This is a genomic window from Paenarthrobacter sp. NPDC091669, from assembly GCF_044756725.1.
Lineage (GTDB): Bacteria > Actinomycetota > Actinomycetes > Actinomycetales > Micrococcaceae > Arthrobacter > Arthrobacter bambusae_C.
The window spans coordinates 177,104-192,615 of record NZ_JBIVTK010000006.1; the positions used below are offsets into that span (position 1 = coordinate 177,104).

A 15,512-nucleotide genomic window follows, 5' to 3' on the forward strand; every position below is an offset into this window, starting at 1 on the left:
AGTCTTCCGCGGAAATTCCCAGCCGGCTCCTAGATTCCCCACAGGCAACGAGTGTTATAGGGATGTGACCTGAATCACTTATGTTCGCCGCGCAATTGCATTAGTTTGAGTCTTAATCAGGAACACCTGAGTAATCGCATCAAAGGCAGTTCGCACCTTTCGATCGAGGAGACAACGCATGTTTGATCTTTCCCCAGCGGCGCCCCGAGCCGCCAAGCTAACAGCGCTTGGCATTGGGGTCGCTCTCTTGGCCACGGCCTGTGGTGGGTCTTCGACTCCTACCCAGACCGGGTCTTCTTCCGCCGCGGCCGCAGGCATTTCCTGCCCGGCTCCCAGCGGCGGGGCGGGAGCCGGCAACAGCCAGGCTGCCACCAACACGGGACCAGTACCTCCCTCGACCACCACCACTGACGCACCACTGAAACTTGGATCGCTCCTGCCGACGACGGGGTCGCTGGCGTTCCTCGGCCCACCCGAAATTGCCGGCGTCAACCTCGGCATCAAGGAAGTCAACGACGCCGGTGGCGTGCTCGGCGCACCTGTCTCCGTGGTCCACCGCGACTCCGGTGATACCAAGACGGACATCGCCACCCAGTCCACCACCGCCCTCTTGGGCCAGGGCGTGAGCGCCGTCATCGGTGCCGCATCCTCCGGCGTTTCCAAGACAGTGATCAACCAGATCACGGGCGCCGGTGTCATCCACTTCTCGCCCGCCAACACCTCGCCTGACTTCACCACGTGGGACGACAAGGGCCTCTACTGGCGAACTGCACCGTCCGACGTCCTGCAGGGCAAGGTCCTGGGCAACTACATGGCTACCTGTGGAGCACAGACCGTTGGCATGATCGTTCTGAACGACGCTTACGGAACCGGTCTCCAGAAGAACGTCAAGGAAGCCTTCGAGGCAGCCGGCGGCAAGGTTGTAGCTGAAGAGCTCTTCAACGAGGGCGACTCCCAGTTCAGCAGCCAGGTGGACAAGGTCCTCGCAGCCAAGCCGGATGCGATCGCACTGATCACCTTCGACCAAGCCAAGAGCATCGTCCCCCTGATCACCGGCAAGGGCATCAAGCCCACGCAGTTGTTCATGGTTGATGGCAACACCTCCGATTACAGCAAGGACTTCCAGGCCGGCACCATGAAGGGCGCACAGGGAACCATTCCCGGTACGTTCGCCAAGGACGACTTCAAGAAGAAGCTCCTCGCCATCGATCCCGCCCTGAAGGACTACAGCTACGCAGGCGAGTCCTACGACGCCGTGAACCTGATCTCCCTGGCCTCTGAGGCCGCCAAGAGCACCAAGGGCACGGAAATCGCAGCGAAGCTGAAGGAAGTCTCTGAAGGCGGCGAGAAGTGCACCACCTTCGCAGCCTGTGTCACGTTGCTCCGCGACGGCAAGGACATCGACTACGACGGCCAGTCCGGTCCGGTCACGTTCTCCGACGCTGGTGACCCCACCGAGGCGTACATCGGTATCTACGAATACCAGGATGACAACACCTACAAGCCGGTCCGTGAAGAGTTCGGCAAGCTCTAAGCCGCAACTGATCTAAACCGCAGTCGGTAACAGGCCCCCTTCCTCACGTGGAAGGGGGCCTGTTCTGTGGTGGGCCCTGTTCTGTGCTGGGCTGCGATCGCTACCCCTCGAGGGGGAGAAACCCGTCAAGGACCCGGGTCACCATTTCCACGCCCTGACGCTCAAAGACGGCGTCACCCACGTCGTGTGCCCAGACCACCGTGCCCACTGACTGGTTGAGGTTTTCCATCGTCCACAGGTGGTGCTCCTCCTCGGTGGTGACAACCCGGCCCAAGCCCTCATGGAAGGCCGCGGCAAGCATTGGCTGAGCGAGCAGCTGCTGGTGGCTGAGCCGGACCAGGTCATGAACCCATGGGCGAAGCTCAGCCCGGCCAAAATCGATCACCTTGATCAGTCCGTCGTCGTCCAGCCAATTCCGGGGCTGGTAATCGCCATGGGTTGTCACAAGCGCGGCAGGCCCCGGCTCCAGCGAATCAAGGGCCTCTTGCAGCCTGCTGTGGGTCTCCCGGGGCAAGAGACCGTGCGCGCGCTGAATGAGGGAGCCCGTCCTGGCAGCCAGTGCACTTGAGTAGCTGCGGGAGGTTCCCGCCGGCAGGTGCATCCTTGAGAGCAGCACGCCGGCCTCACGGTACGTCCTGGGATCGGACTCGGACGAGGTTCCGGCCACCAGAGTCCCGGACAAGTACCCTGTGACCAGGAGGCCCGCCTCAGGCGACGCATGCTTTAGGGTGGGTACCCTGCCGTGCAGCCCCGGCAGGCCGCGGGAGTAAGCCGCAATTTCCCGGCGGATGTGGTGGCTGGTGGTGCTGGCTTTGACAATGTACTCCTGGCCATCCGGGGCAGCGACCTGAAGCACGGTGGTGTCCTGGAGGGGCCATGAATGGTCCTGCATGACGGTGAAGTCACCCAGCCAGGACAAGAGGAGGCTTTGCTGCAGTTCGGTGATGGCGGCCGTCATCACTCCAGCATGCCATTGGGTGTCATTCCGCGTTGACTGAGGGTCCAAACGCCTTATCCGAAGTCCGCTCCCCAGGTAGGAGTATGTCTTAAACAGCGGACGGCCCCGGGTGTTGTCCCGGGACCGTCCGTGGTGTGGGGTTGCGGTGTTTTAGACCTCGTCCGCCAGGGTGCCCAGATAGAGCTGAATGACCTTGGGGTCCTTCATGAGCTCACGGCCGGTACCCGTGTACGCGTCCTTGCCCTGGTCCAGTACGTAGCCGCGGTCGCAGATCTGCAGGCAGCGGCGTGCGTTCTGTTCCACCATGATCACCGAGACGCCCGCACGGTTGATCTCATGGACCCTGAGGAAGGTCTCGTCCTGTTTGACGGGGGAGAGGCCCGCTGAGGGCTCATCAAGGAGCAACACGGCCGGGTCCATCATCAGGGCCCTGCCCATGGCCACCATCTGGCGTTCGCCGCCGGAGAGCGAGCCTGCGCGCTGGGCACGCCGTTTCCCGAGCTCCGGGAAGAGGCTGGTGACAAAGTCGAATCGCTCGGAGAAGTCCTTGGGACGCTGGAACATGCCCATCTGGAGGTTCTCTTCGATGGTCAGCGCTGCGAACACGTTGTTGGTCTGCGGCACGAAGCCCACGCCCTGGGTCACCAGCTTGTTGGCTTTCAAACCCGTGAGGTCCTGGCCCCGGACCACCACGGTGCCGGAGTGGACCTTCACCAGGCCGAACATGGCCTTCAGCAGGGTGGACTTGCCGGCACCGTTGGGGCCGATGATGCCGATCAACTCACCCTTGCGGGCCTCGATGCTGCATCCGTTGAGGATGTTGACCCCGGGAATGTACCCGGCTACGAGGTTGGTGACTTTGACGACTGAATCGCCTGCCGGAGCAGCTGCTGAGGCGGGCATTGCGGCGGGGCTGCTCATTTCCCGTCCTCCTTCTTGGTTTCAACGATGTCGGACAGGATGCCGGCGTCTTCAGTACCCACCACCGACTCTTCGTCGGCCTCAAGTTCGGCTTCGAGCACCTTGATGCCTTCAGCGTCGCCAAGGTCGACGTCGTGGTGGGCGCCAAGGTAGGCGTCGATGACAGCAGGGTTCTTCATGACTTCGCCCGGAGGGCCTTCAGCTACCACCTTGCCTTCCGCCATGACCACTACCCAGTCAGCGATGTGCCGGACCATGTTCATGTCGTGCTCGACGAAGAGCACCGTCATGCCTTCGGCCTTCAGGTTCTTGATGTGGTCCAGCAACGACTGGGTCAGCGCGGGGTTCACGCCGGCCATTGGCTCATCGAGCATCACCAGCTTGGGCCGCACCATCAGGGACCGCGCCATTTCCAGCAGCTTGCGCTGGCCACCCGAGAGGGACGCAGCGTAGTCGTCCTTCTTGGCATCCAGCTTGAACTTCTCCAACAGGATGTTGGCCTGGGCGGTGATTTCCTTTTCGCGGCCTCCCCACATGCCCTTGAACAGGGCCTTGGAGAGCCGTTCGCCAGGCTGGTCCGCTGCACCGAGCCGCATGTTCTCCATGACGGTCAGCTTGCCCATCACCTTGGTCAGCTGGAACGTGCGCACCATTCCCATGCGTGCCACCTTGTAGGAGGAAACGCCTGCCAGGCTGTTGCCCTCAAACTGCCACTTGCCCGTATTGGGGGTGTCAAAGCCTGTGAGCAGGTTGAACAGGGTGGTTTTGCCGGCGCCGTTGGGGCCGATCAAAGCAGTGATCTTATGGCGCGGGATCTCAAGGTACTCGACGTCCACGGCGTTGATGCCGCCAAAGGACCGGGTGACATCCTCAGCCACCACAATGGGATCGCGCTTCTTGCAGCCTGGGGTGTTTTCCCCGACCGCAATGGGCCGCGAATCAGTCATGTAGTCGATGTTGTCGGTGTTGTCGGTGTTGCGTTCGTTGGTCTCACTCATGCGAAAGCAAGCTCCTTCTTATTGCCGAAGACGCCTTGCGGGCGGAAGATCATCAGGAGCATCAGCGCTACGCCCACCAGGATGTAGCGCAACTGGCCGGCCTGGACGGTGGTCAGCCACGTGACTGCCCCTGATTCGATAAGGCCGTAGAGCAGGCTCTGGGTCAGCGACAGGACAACCCAGAAGATCATGGCTCCGATGACCGGCCCCAGGACAGTGGCCATGCCGCCGAGGAGGAGGCAGGTCCACAGGAAGAACGTCAGTTCCGTGCCGTAGTTGGACGGCTGGACAGCGCCGCGGGGGAGCGTGAAGATCATGCCCGCCAAGGCTCCCAGCACACCACCGATGATCAGTGCCTGCATCTTGTAGGCGTAGACGTTCTTACCGAGTGAACGGACAGCATTCTCGTCTTCGCGGATGCCCTTCAGGACACGGCCCCACGGGCTGCGCATGAGGAGCCAGACCAGCACACAGCACACGATCACGAGTCCCCAGCCGACCACGCGGATGAAGAAGTCACGGTTGTTCATCCCCATGTAGGACCCCTCGGGGAAGGGGTTCATGGCGTAGAACGTGTTCTCAAACGCGGCCAGGCCGTTGGCGGAGCCCGTGACGCTGGTGAGTTGGTTGGTGGTGACTACATAGCGGACAATTTCTGCCGCTGCGATGGTGACGATTGCCAGGTAGTCGGCGCGTAGCCGGAGGGTGGGAATACCGAGGATGAAGGCGAAGATCACCGAGCAGAGAATGGAGATGATCAGTGCAAGGAAGAACGGAGCGTCGAAGCTCAGGGTGGAGATGGCGAAACCGTAGGCACCAACGGCCATGAAGCCTGCCTGACCGAAGTTCAGCAGGCCTGAGTAGCCGAAGTGAACCGCAAGGCCCAAAGCGGCAAGTGCGTACGCCGCCGTCGTCGGGCTGAATAATTCGCCAAGGGCGCTGGAGAAAATGAATCCGAAGTCCATGGCCCGCTCCTAACCCACACGCTCACGCCGGCCGAGGATACCCTGCGGTCGGAACAGAAGAACAACGATCATGATGAACAGTGCACCGACGTACTTGAGGTCGGCGGGGAGGCCGAACACAGTAGTCAGTTCCACGAAGATGCCGACGACGATCGAGCCGATCAAGGCGCCGAAGACGGTTCCCAAACCACCAAGTGTCACGCCGGCGAAGATGAGGAGCAGGATCTGCGAGCCCATGTCGAAAGTGACGCCCGGACGGTAGTACGCCCACAGGATGCCGCCGAGGGAGGCGAGGACGCCGCCAACGATCCAGACAATGCGGATGACTGAGTCGACGTCGATGCCGGAGGCAGCGGCCAGTGCCGGGTTGTCCGCTACGGCGCGGGTCGCCTTGCCCAGACGGGTCTTCAGCAGGACGATGCCGATCAAGGCGATGACCACGGCACTGATGACCAGCGACCAGAGGTTGTTCGGGGAGATGGACACAGGGCCTATCTGGATTTCCGCGCTCTGTGCTCCGGGCAGCTGTTGGGTTGCTCCGCCGAAGAAGAACTGGATGACGTAGCGGATGGCCAATGCCAGGCCGATGCTGACGATCATCATGGGAACGAGGCCGGAACCGCGTTTCCGGAGTGGACGCCAGAGTCCGGCGTCCTGGACGTAGCCGAAGAGCCCGCCGCCTATCAGTGCCAGCAGGATCGCCAGCCAGAAGGGGAGTCCGAAGCCGTTGAACATGAAGACGAGGACGGCGCCCAGGGTCACCATCTCGCCGTGGGCGAAGTTGGTCAGGCCCGTGGTTCCGAAGATCAGGGAAAGGCCAACCGAAGCCAGTGCAAGGAGGAGGCCAAAGCTCAAGCCCGCCACCAGGCGGTTGAGGAGGTTCTGGCCAAAGTCCTGCTGTTGGACCACGATGCCCTCACCGAAGGCGAAGATCACTGACAGGTTGGATGTCTGGCTGAACGTGACATCGCGGGGATTGTCCTGGCCCTCGGCCAGTGCGATGCCCTCCGGCAAGGTGGAGGTGTCCAGCTCGATGGTGTAGGTGCCTTGGACAGGGACGCCGATGGTCCACGCGCCATTGGCTCCGGAGGTTGCTTCACCTTCGAACCCGTTGCCTGAGGCTTTGATTTTGACGCCGGGTATGGGTGCCCGGGCATCATCGCGGAGGAACCCGCTGATGTTGTTCTGGAATGAGGTCGGTGATGGCGAAGGCGATGGGGTGGTTGCCTGTGCCGAGGGGGCGGCGATCAACAGAGTGGCGATGAGGGCTGCGAACAGCGCCCCCACAACTCTCTGCAGTCCCTTGGACCGTCTGATGGACGGGTCGCGCAGTGTGCTTCTCAAAATGGAAACCTCCACAGTGGGGGTGGTCCCGGCTGCGCCATTGCAGCCGGTGCGAACGGTAAATGGGGCTTGTGAACAGTTCTTGCCTAGCTGCCTCGATTGTGATCTAAGTCACCCATGTGTGGCCTATGTTACCGCCCGATGGGCTGAATATATGCCCGGTTCGAAGGTGCAAACATCGCGATCGGATAACAACTGTGAAGCTATAGGCAACTCATGATGTAGCTGCACTTAAGTAAACCTTTGTTGTGTACGGGTGCTTCTAAACGTTTGGCGGGTGTCGTGCCTCTGCCACCCTGCCGCTTTCGTGTCACGGTTGCGTTTCGTCTGGGTGAACAAGGGAACTTTCCCTGCCGCGCGTCCGTGGTAATTGGTACCGTGAACTATCACTAGCCCTTTTTCAGGAGGACACCCGCAATGGCACTTGGCGGAAACCCAGTCTTCAACGGAAAGAATTTCCGTGGAGCAAAGCAGGCCCCGCCTGTCCCGCAGAACCCGTACGGCCAGCAGTTCAACCAGGCACCCGGCCGTGCGCCGAGCCAGGTCATGGACGGCCACGCAGCATGGTCTGCCCAGCAGCAGAACATGACCAATGAGCAGCTGCAGCAGATGTACAACCAGCCGGCTGCCGGCCCCGCCGACACCGGCCGCATGACCTATGACGACGTCATCATGAAGACTGTCGCCTGCCTCGTGGTCTTGGTGCTCGGCGCCGGCGTGACGCTCTTCGTTGCTCCCGCCCTCTCCACCATGCTCATGATCGTTGGCGCACTGGGCGGCTTCGTCCTGGCACTGGTCAACACCTTCAAGAAGCAGCCTTCACCGGCACTGATCCTTGCCTACGCCGGCCTGGAAGGCTTGTTCCTGGGCGGCCTGACCCGCATCCTCGACGGCATGTACCCCGGCGTCGGCCTCCAGGCTGTCATCGGCACGCTGGCAGTCTTCGGCGTCACCCTGGTGCTCTTCAAGAGCGGCAAGGTCCGCGCCACCCCCAAGATGGTGCGTTTCTTCATGATCGCCACTATTGGTTACGCGGTCTTCGCGCTGATCAACATGGTGATGATGTGGACCGGCGTTGTGCAGTCGCCGTTCGGCCTCCGCACTGAAGTAGAGATCTTCGGCATCCCGCTGGGTGTCTTCATCGGCATCCTGGCCATTGGCCTGGCAGCGTTCTCGCTGATCATGGACTTCACCAGCATCGAAGAAGGCGTCCGCGCGGGCGCCCCGGAGCGTTACTCCTGGGTCGCGGCCTTCGGCCTGACGGTCACGCTGGTCTGGCTCTACGTTGAAATCATCCGCCTGCTGGCAATCCTGCGAGGCGACGACTAACTGCTGCAGGCCCAACCTGCAAAGTAAGCCAACGCGAAATGCCCCCGAAGAGTCTTCGGGGGCATTTTTGCGTCAAGGGGTATTTCTTCGTCCGCGAGGGGCGACGTCTCGGCAGTATGTGGGGGCTCAAAGGGGCGAGAGCTAACCCCTCGGCGGCGGAAAGTTCTCGCCTACCCGCAGCCACCTCACCAACCAACTAGCTCAGGCGCTCGAAAACCACAGCCATGCCCTGCCCGCCGCCAACACACAGGGTGGCGAGCCCCAGGGTTCCGTCCCGCTCCTTGAGCCCGTTCAGGAGCGTACTGGTCATCCGTGCACCGGTCATGCCAAAGGGGTGTCCCAAGGCGATGGCGCCACCATGGACGTTGAGCTTGGCAGGGTCGATGCCCAGCTCACGTGCGCTTGCCACCACCTGCACGGCGAAGGCTTCGTTAAGCTCCACCAGGTCAATGTCGTCCATGGTCAGTCCGGCCAATGCCAAGGCCCGCCGGGTGGACTCTACGGGTCCCATGCCCATGAGCTCGGGGGAGAGGGCACTTACTCCTGTAGACACCACCCTCGCCAGCGGTTCAAGGCCCAGCTCCCGGGCCCGGGTATCGCTCATGACCACCACGGCCGCGGCGCCATCGTTGAGGGGGCACGCGTTACCGGCGGTCACCGTCCCATCGGAACGGAAAACGGGCTGCAGGGCGGACACTGCTTCAAGGGTCACTCCCGCCCGCGGAGAGTCATCCCGGTCCACCACGCTGCCGTCTTTGCGGGTGTAGGGGGTGATGTCGCGGGCGTAGAACCCTGAAGCGATGGCAGCTTCGGCCCGGTTTTGGCTCAGGACGCCCCACTCGTCCTGCTCGGCCCTGCTGATGCCGTAGGTGGTGGCAACGTTCTCTGCTGTCTGGCCCATGGAGATGTAGATGTCCGGCAAACGGCCACCCAAGCGGGGATCGGTCCACGGAATGTTGGACGCTGCCCTGGCAGCAGTGCGTTGGGCTGCCGGGCCAAAGAGGGGGTTGTGGTTGGCGGTGTCCGTTTCCCCTGCACCGGCCCAGTTCCGGTACCGGGACACGCTCTCCACTCCGGCGGAAACGATCGCGTTGGCTTCCCCGGTTTTGATGGCGTGGAAGGCCATCCGCAGGGTTTGCAGGCTCGAGGCACAGAAACGGTTGATGGTGGCTGCCGGTACCCGGTCCATTCCGGCCAGGACCGCCACCACGCGTGCCATGTTGGAGCCGGCTTCGCCGCTGGGTTCTGCGCAGCCAAGAAGGAGATCGTCCAGACCCCGACCATCCTCGGCACCTGGATCAAACGCCGGAATTTTGGCGAGGGCGGCCTGCACCATGGCGGTGGCGAGATCATCGGGACGTTCGTCCCGCAGGGAACCTTTGAAGGCGCGGCCAATGGGGCTTCTGGCAGTGGAAACAATGACAGCCTCAGTCATGGCCACAGCTTACGCCCGGCGCCTGCACCGGCGCCGGGCAGCTACTGGAAATCACCGAAGTGTCAGGCCAAGCGACGGGCGCCTGCCGCCGGAGTTACCGTGAAGATGTCCGGTGCGGTGTAACCGGCGTCGGCGAAGGAACGCACGACGGCGTCGCGCACCTGCTGCTCCTGGCCCACCGGGGTCAACGCAATGGCCGAACCGCCGAACCCGCCGCCGGTCATGCGGGCGCCGATGGCGCCGTTGGCGCGGGAGGTGTCCACGGCGAGGTCCAGTTCGGGGCAGGAGATCTCAAAGTCGTCGCGCATGGAAACGTGGCTCGCATCCAACAGCGGACCAATGCTGGCGGGTCCCTGGCGGCCGAGTACATCCACGGTTTGCAGAACACGGTCGTTCTCGGTGACCACGTGGCGCACGCGCTTCATGGTGGTCTCATCCAGCAATCCGGACGCTTCCTCCAAACGTTCCACGCCGACGTCGCGCAATGCTTTGACGCCCAGGATCTCGGCACCCAACTCGCAGGACGCGCGGCGGGAAGCGTAACCGCCGTCGGCGTGCGAGTGCGAGACCTTGGTGTCAATGACCAAAAGGACCAGGCCGGAAGATTCTGCGTCGAACGGGACCAGCTCCACATGTTGGTCGCGGCAGTCCAGGAAGACAGCCTGTCCCTTGGCGCCGCGCAGGGAGGCCGATTGGTCCATGATTCCGGTGGGTGCGCCAACGTACACGTTTTCGGCCCGCTGGGTGGCCAGTACAAGGTCCTCGGCGGCGAGTCCGGCTCCGGTCAGCTCATTCAGGGCGCTGATGACGGCGCACTCAATGGCGTGGGAGGAGGAGAGGCCGGCGCCCGAGGGGACGTCCGAGTCGAGCAGGAGGTCGAAGCCGGGTACGTCGATGTCACGCTCTTTCAGGGCCCAGGCGACCCCCAGCGGGTAGCGGGACCAGCCTTCGCCCGAGCCCGGCTCCAGGTCTGAAAGATCGGCCTCCACCAGGCCGTGCCCGCCGAACGTGGACAGCATGCGAACCCTTGAGTCATCGCGGACGCGCAGCGCTACTTTGGCCGTCTTGTCGATGGCGAAGGGCAGCACGAAGCCCTCGTTGTAGTCGGTGTGCTCGCCGATCAGGTTGACGCGTCCCGGTGCCTGCCACACGCCGTCGGGAGCTGCGCCGAACGTTTCCTGGAAGCGGGCGGCGAGGACGCTGGTATCGGTAGTGGTGCTCATGCTCGGGTGCCTTCCATGGTCTTGGTGGAAACCGGAGCTGCGGCGACGCTGCGGAGGCGCTCCGCCACGGCTTCGGGGGTGGTGTCGTTGATGAACGCTCCCATGGCGGCCTCTGAGCCAGCCAAGTACTTGAGCTTATCGGCCGCGCGGCGGGGCGACGTCAACTGCAGGTGGAGCTGGCCGGCAGGGCGCAGCGACGGATCCAGCGGAGCCTGGTGCCATGCGGAGATATATGGCATGGGGGTGGGGTAGAGGGAATCGAGTCGCTGGAGCAAGTCAAGGTAGACGTGCGAAAGTTCGTCGCGTTCCGCGCCGGTGAGCGCTGCGAGGTCGGGGACGCTCCGGTGGGGGACCAAATGGATTTCCAGGGGCCAACGCGCGGCGAACGGAACGTAGGCGCTGAAGTGTTCGGCCTCAAGCACCATACGGCTGCCGTCTTCGCGTTCAGCTTTGAGGAGCGACGCCGCCAGCGTTTCCTTCCCGTCGATGTCGTCGTAGTACTTCCGGGCGACAGCACCGAGCTGGGCGGCGCGCGGTGTGACGTACGGGTACGCGTAGATCTGTCCATGTGGGTGGTGCAGGGTGACGCCGATGTCCGCGCCGCGGTTCTCGAACGGGAAGACCTGCTTGATGCCAGGCAACGCGCTGAGCGCTTCGGTCCGCTGCGCCCACGCCTCAATCACGGTGCGTGCGCGGGTCTGGCCAAGCTCAGCGAAGGAGCCGGTGTGCTGCGGGGTGAAGGCGACCACTTCGCATCGGCCGAATGCCGGGCCGATGGTCCCGTGGCCGCTGGTGCCAGGTGCGGGCAGAGGGGGAATCCCACCCAGGGCAGGACCCAGGGAGGGGAAGCGGTTCTCGAACACCACAACGTCATAGTCCGCTGCCGGGATTTCCGAGGGGTTTGCCCCGGTAGTGGGACAAATGGGGCACTGGTCGGCAGGCGGCAGATGCGTGCGGGCCTGGCGGTGCGCTGCAACGGCCACCCAGTCACCCGACAGGGCGTCGTACCGGACTTCGCCGGGCTCGCCGCGGGCTGGAAGCTCACGGTGATCCACCAATGACTCCGGTGTTCGCTCCGGAGTGCCGGGGTCGTCGAAGTAGATCAGCTCGCGGCTGTCCGCGAGGCAGGTGCTGGTGATGCGACTCATGGAACCATTGTTCCACAAGTGACCAAAAACGCATAGTTTCTAACAAAAGCTAACATTGGGCGTGGGGCTCCGATTTCGAAATGAAGTACGGTATTGCCATGTCTGCCTCGCCTTCACCCGCCAATAACGCGCTCCCGTCCGAATCCCGCCGCTTCGCCACCGGCCTGCAATTCGAGCTTCGCAGGGGCGATGCGCTCGCCGTTATCACGGAACTTGCCGCCGGGTTGCGTTTCTACTCCCGCGGAGGTGTGCAACTGACGGAAAGCTATGATGACGACCAGATTCCGCCGGGCGCCACGGGCATCACCCTGGCGCCATGGGCCAACCGCGTGGAGGACGGGGTCTGGTACCTCGACGGCAGGAAGCAGCAACTCGACATCACCGAAGTCTCCCGCAACAACGCCAGCCACGGGTTGCTGCGGAACGCCGCGTACACCCTGGTGGACGAATCAGAGTTCAGCGTGACGCTCGAAGCCACCGTTTTCCCGCAGCACGGTTACCCGTTCCTGGTTCGGCACCTGGTCCGCTATGAGCTGGACGAGGCCATGGACCTCCGCGTCCGGCAGACCTTGGTCAACGATTCCCAGGACAGGGCGCCTTTCGTCCTTGGGGCCCACCCCTACCTGCGCCTTGGCGACGCCGCTACCGAGGACTTGGTCCTGACCGTCAACGCCCGTACCCGGCTGGTGGCCGATGAGCGGCTGATTCCCCGCAGCACAGCTGCGGCAGATGGCCAGTACGATCTTTCCGCCGGCACCGCGGTGAATGACCTGTTGATTGATGTCGCCTTGACCGACCTGGCGTACGACGGCGGCGTGGCCCGCCATACGCTGACAGCGCCTGATGGCCGCAGTGTCAGCCTCGAACAGGACGAGCTGTCCCCGTACGTCCATGTTTTTGTCACAGACACCTTCCCCGGCCGTTCCAAAGCGGTGGCCATCGAGCCCATGACGGGCCCTGCCAACGCCTTCAACAGCGGTGACGGCCTGCGATGGCTGGCCCCCGGCGAAGCATTCACCATGAGCTGGGGCATTACCGCTTCACTCTGAGCTTTTTGTACGTGCTGCCACAGCGTTTGGGGCCGGCTGCGCGGGCCGGTTTCCCATACGGCGTGGCCTACGGAATTATGGGTTCATGACGCCAACACCGGACGCCAAATCCCGCTCTGACCGCCAAATTGCCGAAGACATCCCCTACGGGGTGCGAATTGCTGCTGCCTGGTCGTGGCGGGCAGGACTGATCCTGCTGATGGTCGGTGCCCTGGTCTGGCTGCTGGGCAAAGTCAGTTTCCTCATCATCCCGGTCATGGTAGCTGCCCTTCTGGCCGGCCTGCTGTATCCGGTGGTGGCTTGGCTCCGCGGCCGCAACGTGCCCAACGGGGCCGCCGTCGCCATCACTGTGGTGGCTTTCATCGGCGTCATCGCCGGCGCGCTCGCCCTGGTGGGAAGGCAACTTGCCTCCGGCTTCGGCGAACTCTGGCAGGAAGCCCTGGCCGGAATCCAACAGATCCAGACGTGGCTGGCCGATGGTCCCCTCCACCTCACCGCAGACCAGATCGACCAATACATTGCCGATGGTGCCAATGCGCTGCAAAACAACAGCAGCAGCATCCTCAGCGGTGCCCTGTCCTTTGGCAGCACCGCCGGACACTTTGCCGCAGGTCTTGTCCTGGCACTCTTCATCCTCATCTTCTTCCTGCTCGAAGGCAGCCGCATTTGGGGCTTCCTGGTGCGGCTCCTGCCCAAAACCGCGCGTCGGGCTACCGACGGCGCAGGGCGTCGCGGGTGGACCTCCATGGTCAGCTACGTACGTATCCAGATGTTCGTGGCGTTCGTGGATGCTGTGGGCATCGGAGTGGGCGCTGCCATCATCCAGGTTCCCCTGGCGCTGCCTTTGGCGGTCCTGGTGTTCATCGGTTCCTTCATCCCGGTTGTGGGCGCCCTGGTCACGGGAGCCATTGCGGTGCTTCTTGCGCTCGTAGCCAACGGGCCCATCAACGCGCTCATCATGCTGGCAATCGTCCTGCTGGTCCAGCAGCTCGAAAGCCACATCCTGCAGCCGCTGGTGATGGGCAAGGCCGTGTCGCTGCACCCGGTAGCCGTGATCCTTTCCGTGGCAGCAGGCTCCTACCTCGCAGGTATACCGGGAGCACTGTTCGCGGTCCCGTTGCTCGCCGTAGTAAACACGGCGGTTCGGTACATTGCCGGGCGGACGTGGGAACATGATGAAGGATTGGGCGGTATGGAACTTCAGCCGGCAACCGCTTCTGCGGGGCCGAAGGGAGACGCCAACTTCAAGGAGGTTCACCTCCCCAAGCCCGAATCCCGCCTCGGTAAAGGCATCGCCGGCAAGAACAAGGCTGCAGGACGCCCCTCTGCGGAGGACCCTGCTGCCGACACCACTAAAGGAGAATAGTCAGTGAATACCCTCGAAACCCTGCCCGTCACGCTGGACGATGTCCTCAAGGCGCAGGAGTTGCTCGAGGGCATTATTACCAAGACTCCGGTGGAGTCGTCCCGTGCTCTCGGCAGCCTCGTGGGCGGCAACGTCTTTTTCAAGTGTGAGAATCTCCAGCGCGCGGGCTCCTTCAAGGTCCGCGGCGCCTATGTCCGCATGGCCCGGCTGACCGAGGACGAAAAGAAGCGCGGCGTGGTGGCGGCCTCCGCAGGCAACCACGCCCAGGGCGTGGCGGTGGCCGCAAAGAGCCTGGGCATCAACGCCCGCATCTACATGCCCCTTGGTGTGGCTCTGCCCAAGCTGGCGGCCACCCGCAGCCACGGCGCAGAGGTTATCCTGCATGGCCACAACGTGGACGAAGCCCTGGCCGAAGCGCAGCGCTACGCCAACGAGACCGGCGCTGTGTTCGTACACCCCTTTGACAACGTGGACGTCGTTGCAGGCCAAGGAACCATCGGGCTGGAGATCCTGGACCAGATCCCCAACGTGGACACCATCCTCATGGGCGTCGGCGGCGGTGGACTCCTGGCCGGAGTGGCTGTTGCCATCAAAGCCAGGGCCAAGGAGCTTGGCCGTGAGATCCGGGTGATCGGCGTCCAGGCGGAAAACGCCGCCGCCTACCCGCCGTCGCTGGCCGCTGACGCACTGGTGCCGCTGAAGAAGGTCACCACCATGGCTGACGGCATCGCCGTGGGGCGTCCGGGGCAACTGCCCTTCAGCATCATCCGCGAGCTGGTGGACGATGTTGTCACTGTCAGTGAAGACTCCTTGGCGCGGGCGCTGATCTTCCTCCTGGAGCGGGCCAAGATGGTGGTTGAGCCTGCCGGTGCCGTCGGAGTAGCCGCGCTGATGGACGGCAAGATCGAAAACCCGGGGAACACCGCCGTCGTGCTTTCGGGCGGCAACATCGATCCGATGCTCATGCTCAAAGTCATCCAGCGTGGTCTGTCGGCCGCAGGCCGGTTCATGACCGTCCGCATGATGCTGGATGACCGTCCAGGTTCCTTGGCCACCATTGCGCGGATCATTGCCGAGAACGACGCCAACGTCACGGGACTGGATCACACCCGCTTGGGCGGCTCCATCAGCATGGGCGACGTCTCCATCACCATCAACCTGGAAACCAAGGGCCACGAACACGGGGAACAGGTTCTCGGCGCACTGCGGGCCGAGGGCTTCCAGCCGATCGTGGTGCACTGA

The 15,512-nt window shown here is 63.2% G+C and carries 13 protein-coding genes; 5 read left to right on the plus strand and 8 right to left on the minus strand.

Features of this window, described 5'->3' with window-relative positions; all coding sequences use genetic code 11:
- Window positions 1-178 precede the first annotated feature (178 nt).
- The gene (locus tag ACIQLI_RS12005; RefSeq protein WP_089594154.1) at window positions 179-1,534 is read left to right on the plus strand and encodes an ABC transporter substrate-binding protein; all 1,356 of its coding nucleotides are present in this window, start codon (window positions 179-181) and stop codon (window positions 1,532-1,534) included.
- A gap of 100 nt (window positions 1,535-1,634) precedes the next feature.
- On the opposite strand, the gene ACIQLI_RS12010 is transcribed toward ACIQLI_RS12005, so the two are convergent.
- The 5 genes from ACIQLI_RS12010 to ACIQLI_RS12030 all read right to left on the minus strand — a co-directional run bounded on the left by ACIQLI_RS12010 (window position 1,635) and on the right by ACIQLI_RS12030 (window position 6,720).
- Window positions 1,635-2,492: a phosphotransferase gene (locus tag ACIQLI_RS12010; protein ID WP_400388536.1), complete on the minus strand. Its 858-nt coding sequence runs from the start codon at window positions 2,490-2,492 to the stop codon at window positions 1,635-1,637.
- A 150-nt stretch (window positions 2,493-2,642) separates the two neighbouring features.
- Window positions 2,643-3,413 (minus strand): ABC transporter ATP-binding protein, encoded by a 771-nt coding sequence (locus ACIQLI_RS12015; RefSeq protein ID WP_354230063.1) that lies wholly within the window; start codon window positions 3,411-3,413, stop codon window positions 2,643-2,645.
- Window positions 3,410-4,411 carry an ABC transporter ATP-binding protein gene (locus ACIQLI_RS12020; RefSeq protein ID WP_400388539.1) on the minus strand — a complete coding sequence of 334 codons (1,002 nt, stop codon included), beginning with the start codon at window positions 4,409-4,411 and terminating at the stop codon, window positions 3,410-3,412. Before ACIQLI_RS12020 ends, ACIQLI_RS12015 begins: the two co-directional genes overlap by 4 nt.
- Complete coding sequence (locus ACIQLI_RS12025) at window positions 4,408-5,376, minus strand: branched-chain amino acid ABC transporter permease (protein WP_089594158.1); 969 nt, start codon at window positions 5,374-5,376, stop codon at window positions 4,408-4,410. Before ACIQLI_RS12025 ends, ACIQLI_RS12020 begins: the two co-directional genes overlap by 4 nt.
- Window positions 5,377-5,385: 9 nt before the next feature.
- Window positions 5,386-6,720 carry a branched-chain amino acid ABC transporter permease gene (locus tag ACIQLI_RS12030; protein ID WP_232481563.1) on the minus strand — a complete coding sequence of 445 codons (1,335 nt, stop codon included), beginning with the start codon at window positions 6,718-6,720 and terminating at the stop codon, window positions 5,386-5,388.
- A gap of 417 nt (window positions 6,721-7,137) precedes the next feature.
- Here ACIQLI_RS12030 and ACIQLI_RS12035 point away from each other — a divergent pair, with 417 nt between their 5' ends.
- The gene (locus tag ACIQLI_RS12035) at window positions 7,138-8,049 is read left to right on the plus strand and encodes a Bax inhibitor-1/YccA family protein (protein WP_400388543.1); all 912 of its coding nucleotides are present in this window, start codon (window positions 7,138-7,140) and stop codon (window positions 8,047-8,049) included.
- A gap of 196 nt (window positions 8,050-8,245) precedes the next feature.
- On the opposite strand, the gene ACIQLI_RS12040 is transcribed toward ACIQLI_RS12035, so the two are convergent.
- From ACIQLI_RS12040 to galT, 3 genes are all read right to left on the minus strand, one after another.
- The gene (locus ACIQLI_RS12040; RefSeq protein ID WP_400388546.1) at window positions 8,246-9,484 is read right to left on the minus strand and encodes an acetyl-CoA C-acetyltransferase; all 1,239 of its coding nucleotides are present in this window, start codon (window positions 9,482-9,484) and stop codon (window positions 8,246-8,248) included.
- A gap of 62 nt (window positions 9,485-9,546) precedes the next feature.
- A complete protein-coding gene (galK, locus tag ACIQLI_RS12045) occupies window positions 9,547-10,707 on the minus strand; it encodes a galactokinase (protein ID WP_400388549.1) in 1,161 nt (386 codons plus the stop codon).
- A complete protein-coding gene (gene galT / locus ACIQLI_RS12050; protein ID WP_400388552.1) occupies window positions 10,704-11,855 on the minus strand; it encodes a galactose-1-phosphate uridylyltransferase in 1,152 nt (383 codons plus the stop codon). The genes galK and galT overlap by 4 nt, the downstream gene beginning before the upstream one ends.
- A 98-nt stretch (window positions 11,856-11,953) precedes the next feature.
- On the opposite strand from galT, the gene ACIQLI_RS12055 reads away from it, so the two are divergent.
- The 3 genes from ACIQLI_RS12055 (at window position 11,954) to ilvA (ending at window position 15,512) form a co-directional block, all read left to right on the plus strand.
- On the plus strand, window positions 11,954-12,904 hold the full coding sequence (locus ACIQLI_RS12055; RefSeq protein WP_400388555.1) for an aldose 1-epimerase family protein: 951 nt from the start codon (window positions 11,954-11,956) through the stop codon (window positions 12,902-12,904).
- A gap of 85 nt (window positions 12,905-12,989) precedes the next feature.
- A complete protein-coding gene (locus ACIQLI_RS12060; protein WP_400388558.1) occupies window positions 12,990-14,270 on the plus strand; it encodes an AI-2E family transporter in 1,281 nt (426 codons plus the stop codon).
- Window positions 14,271-14,273: 3 nt separating this feature from the next.
- A complete protein-coding gene (gene ilvA / locus ACIQLI_RS12065; protein WP_089594164.1) occupies window positions 14,274-15,512 on the plus strand; it encodes a threonine ammonia-lyase in 1,239 nt (412 codons plus the stop codon).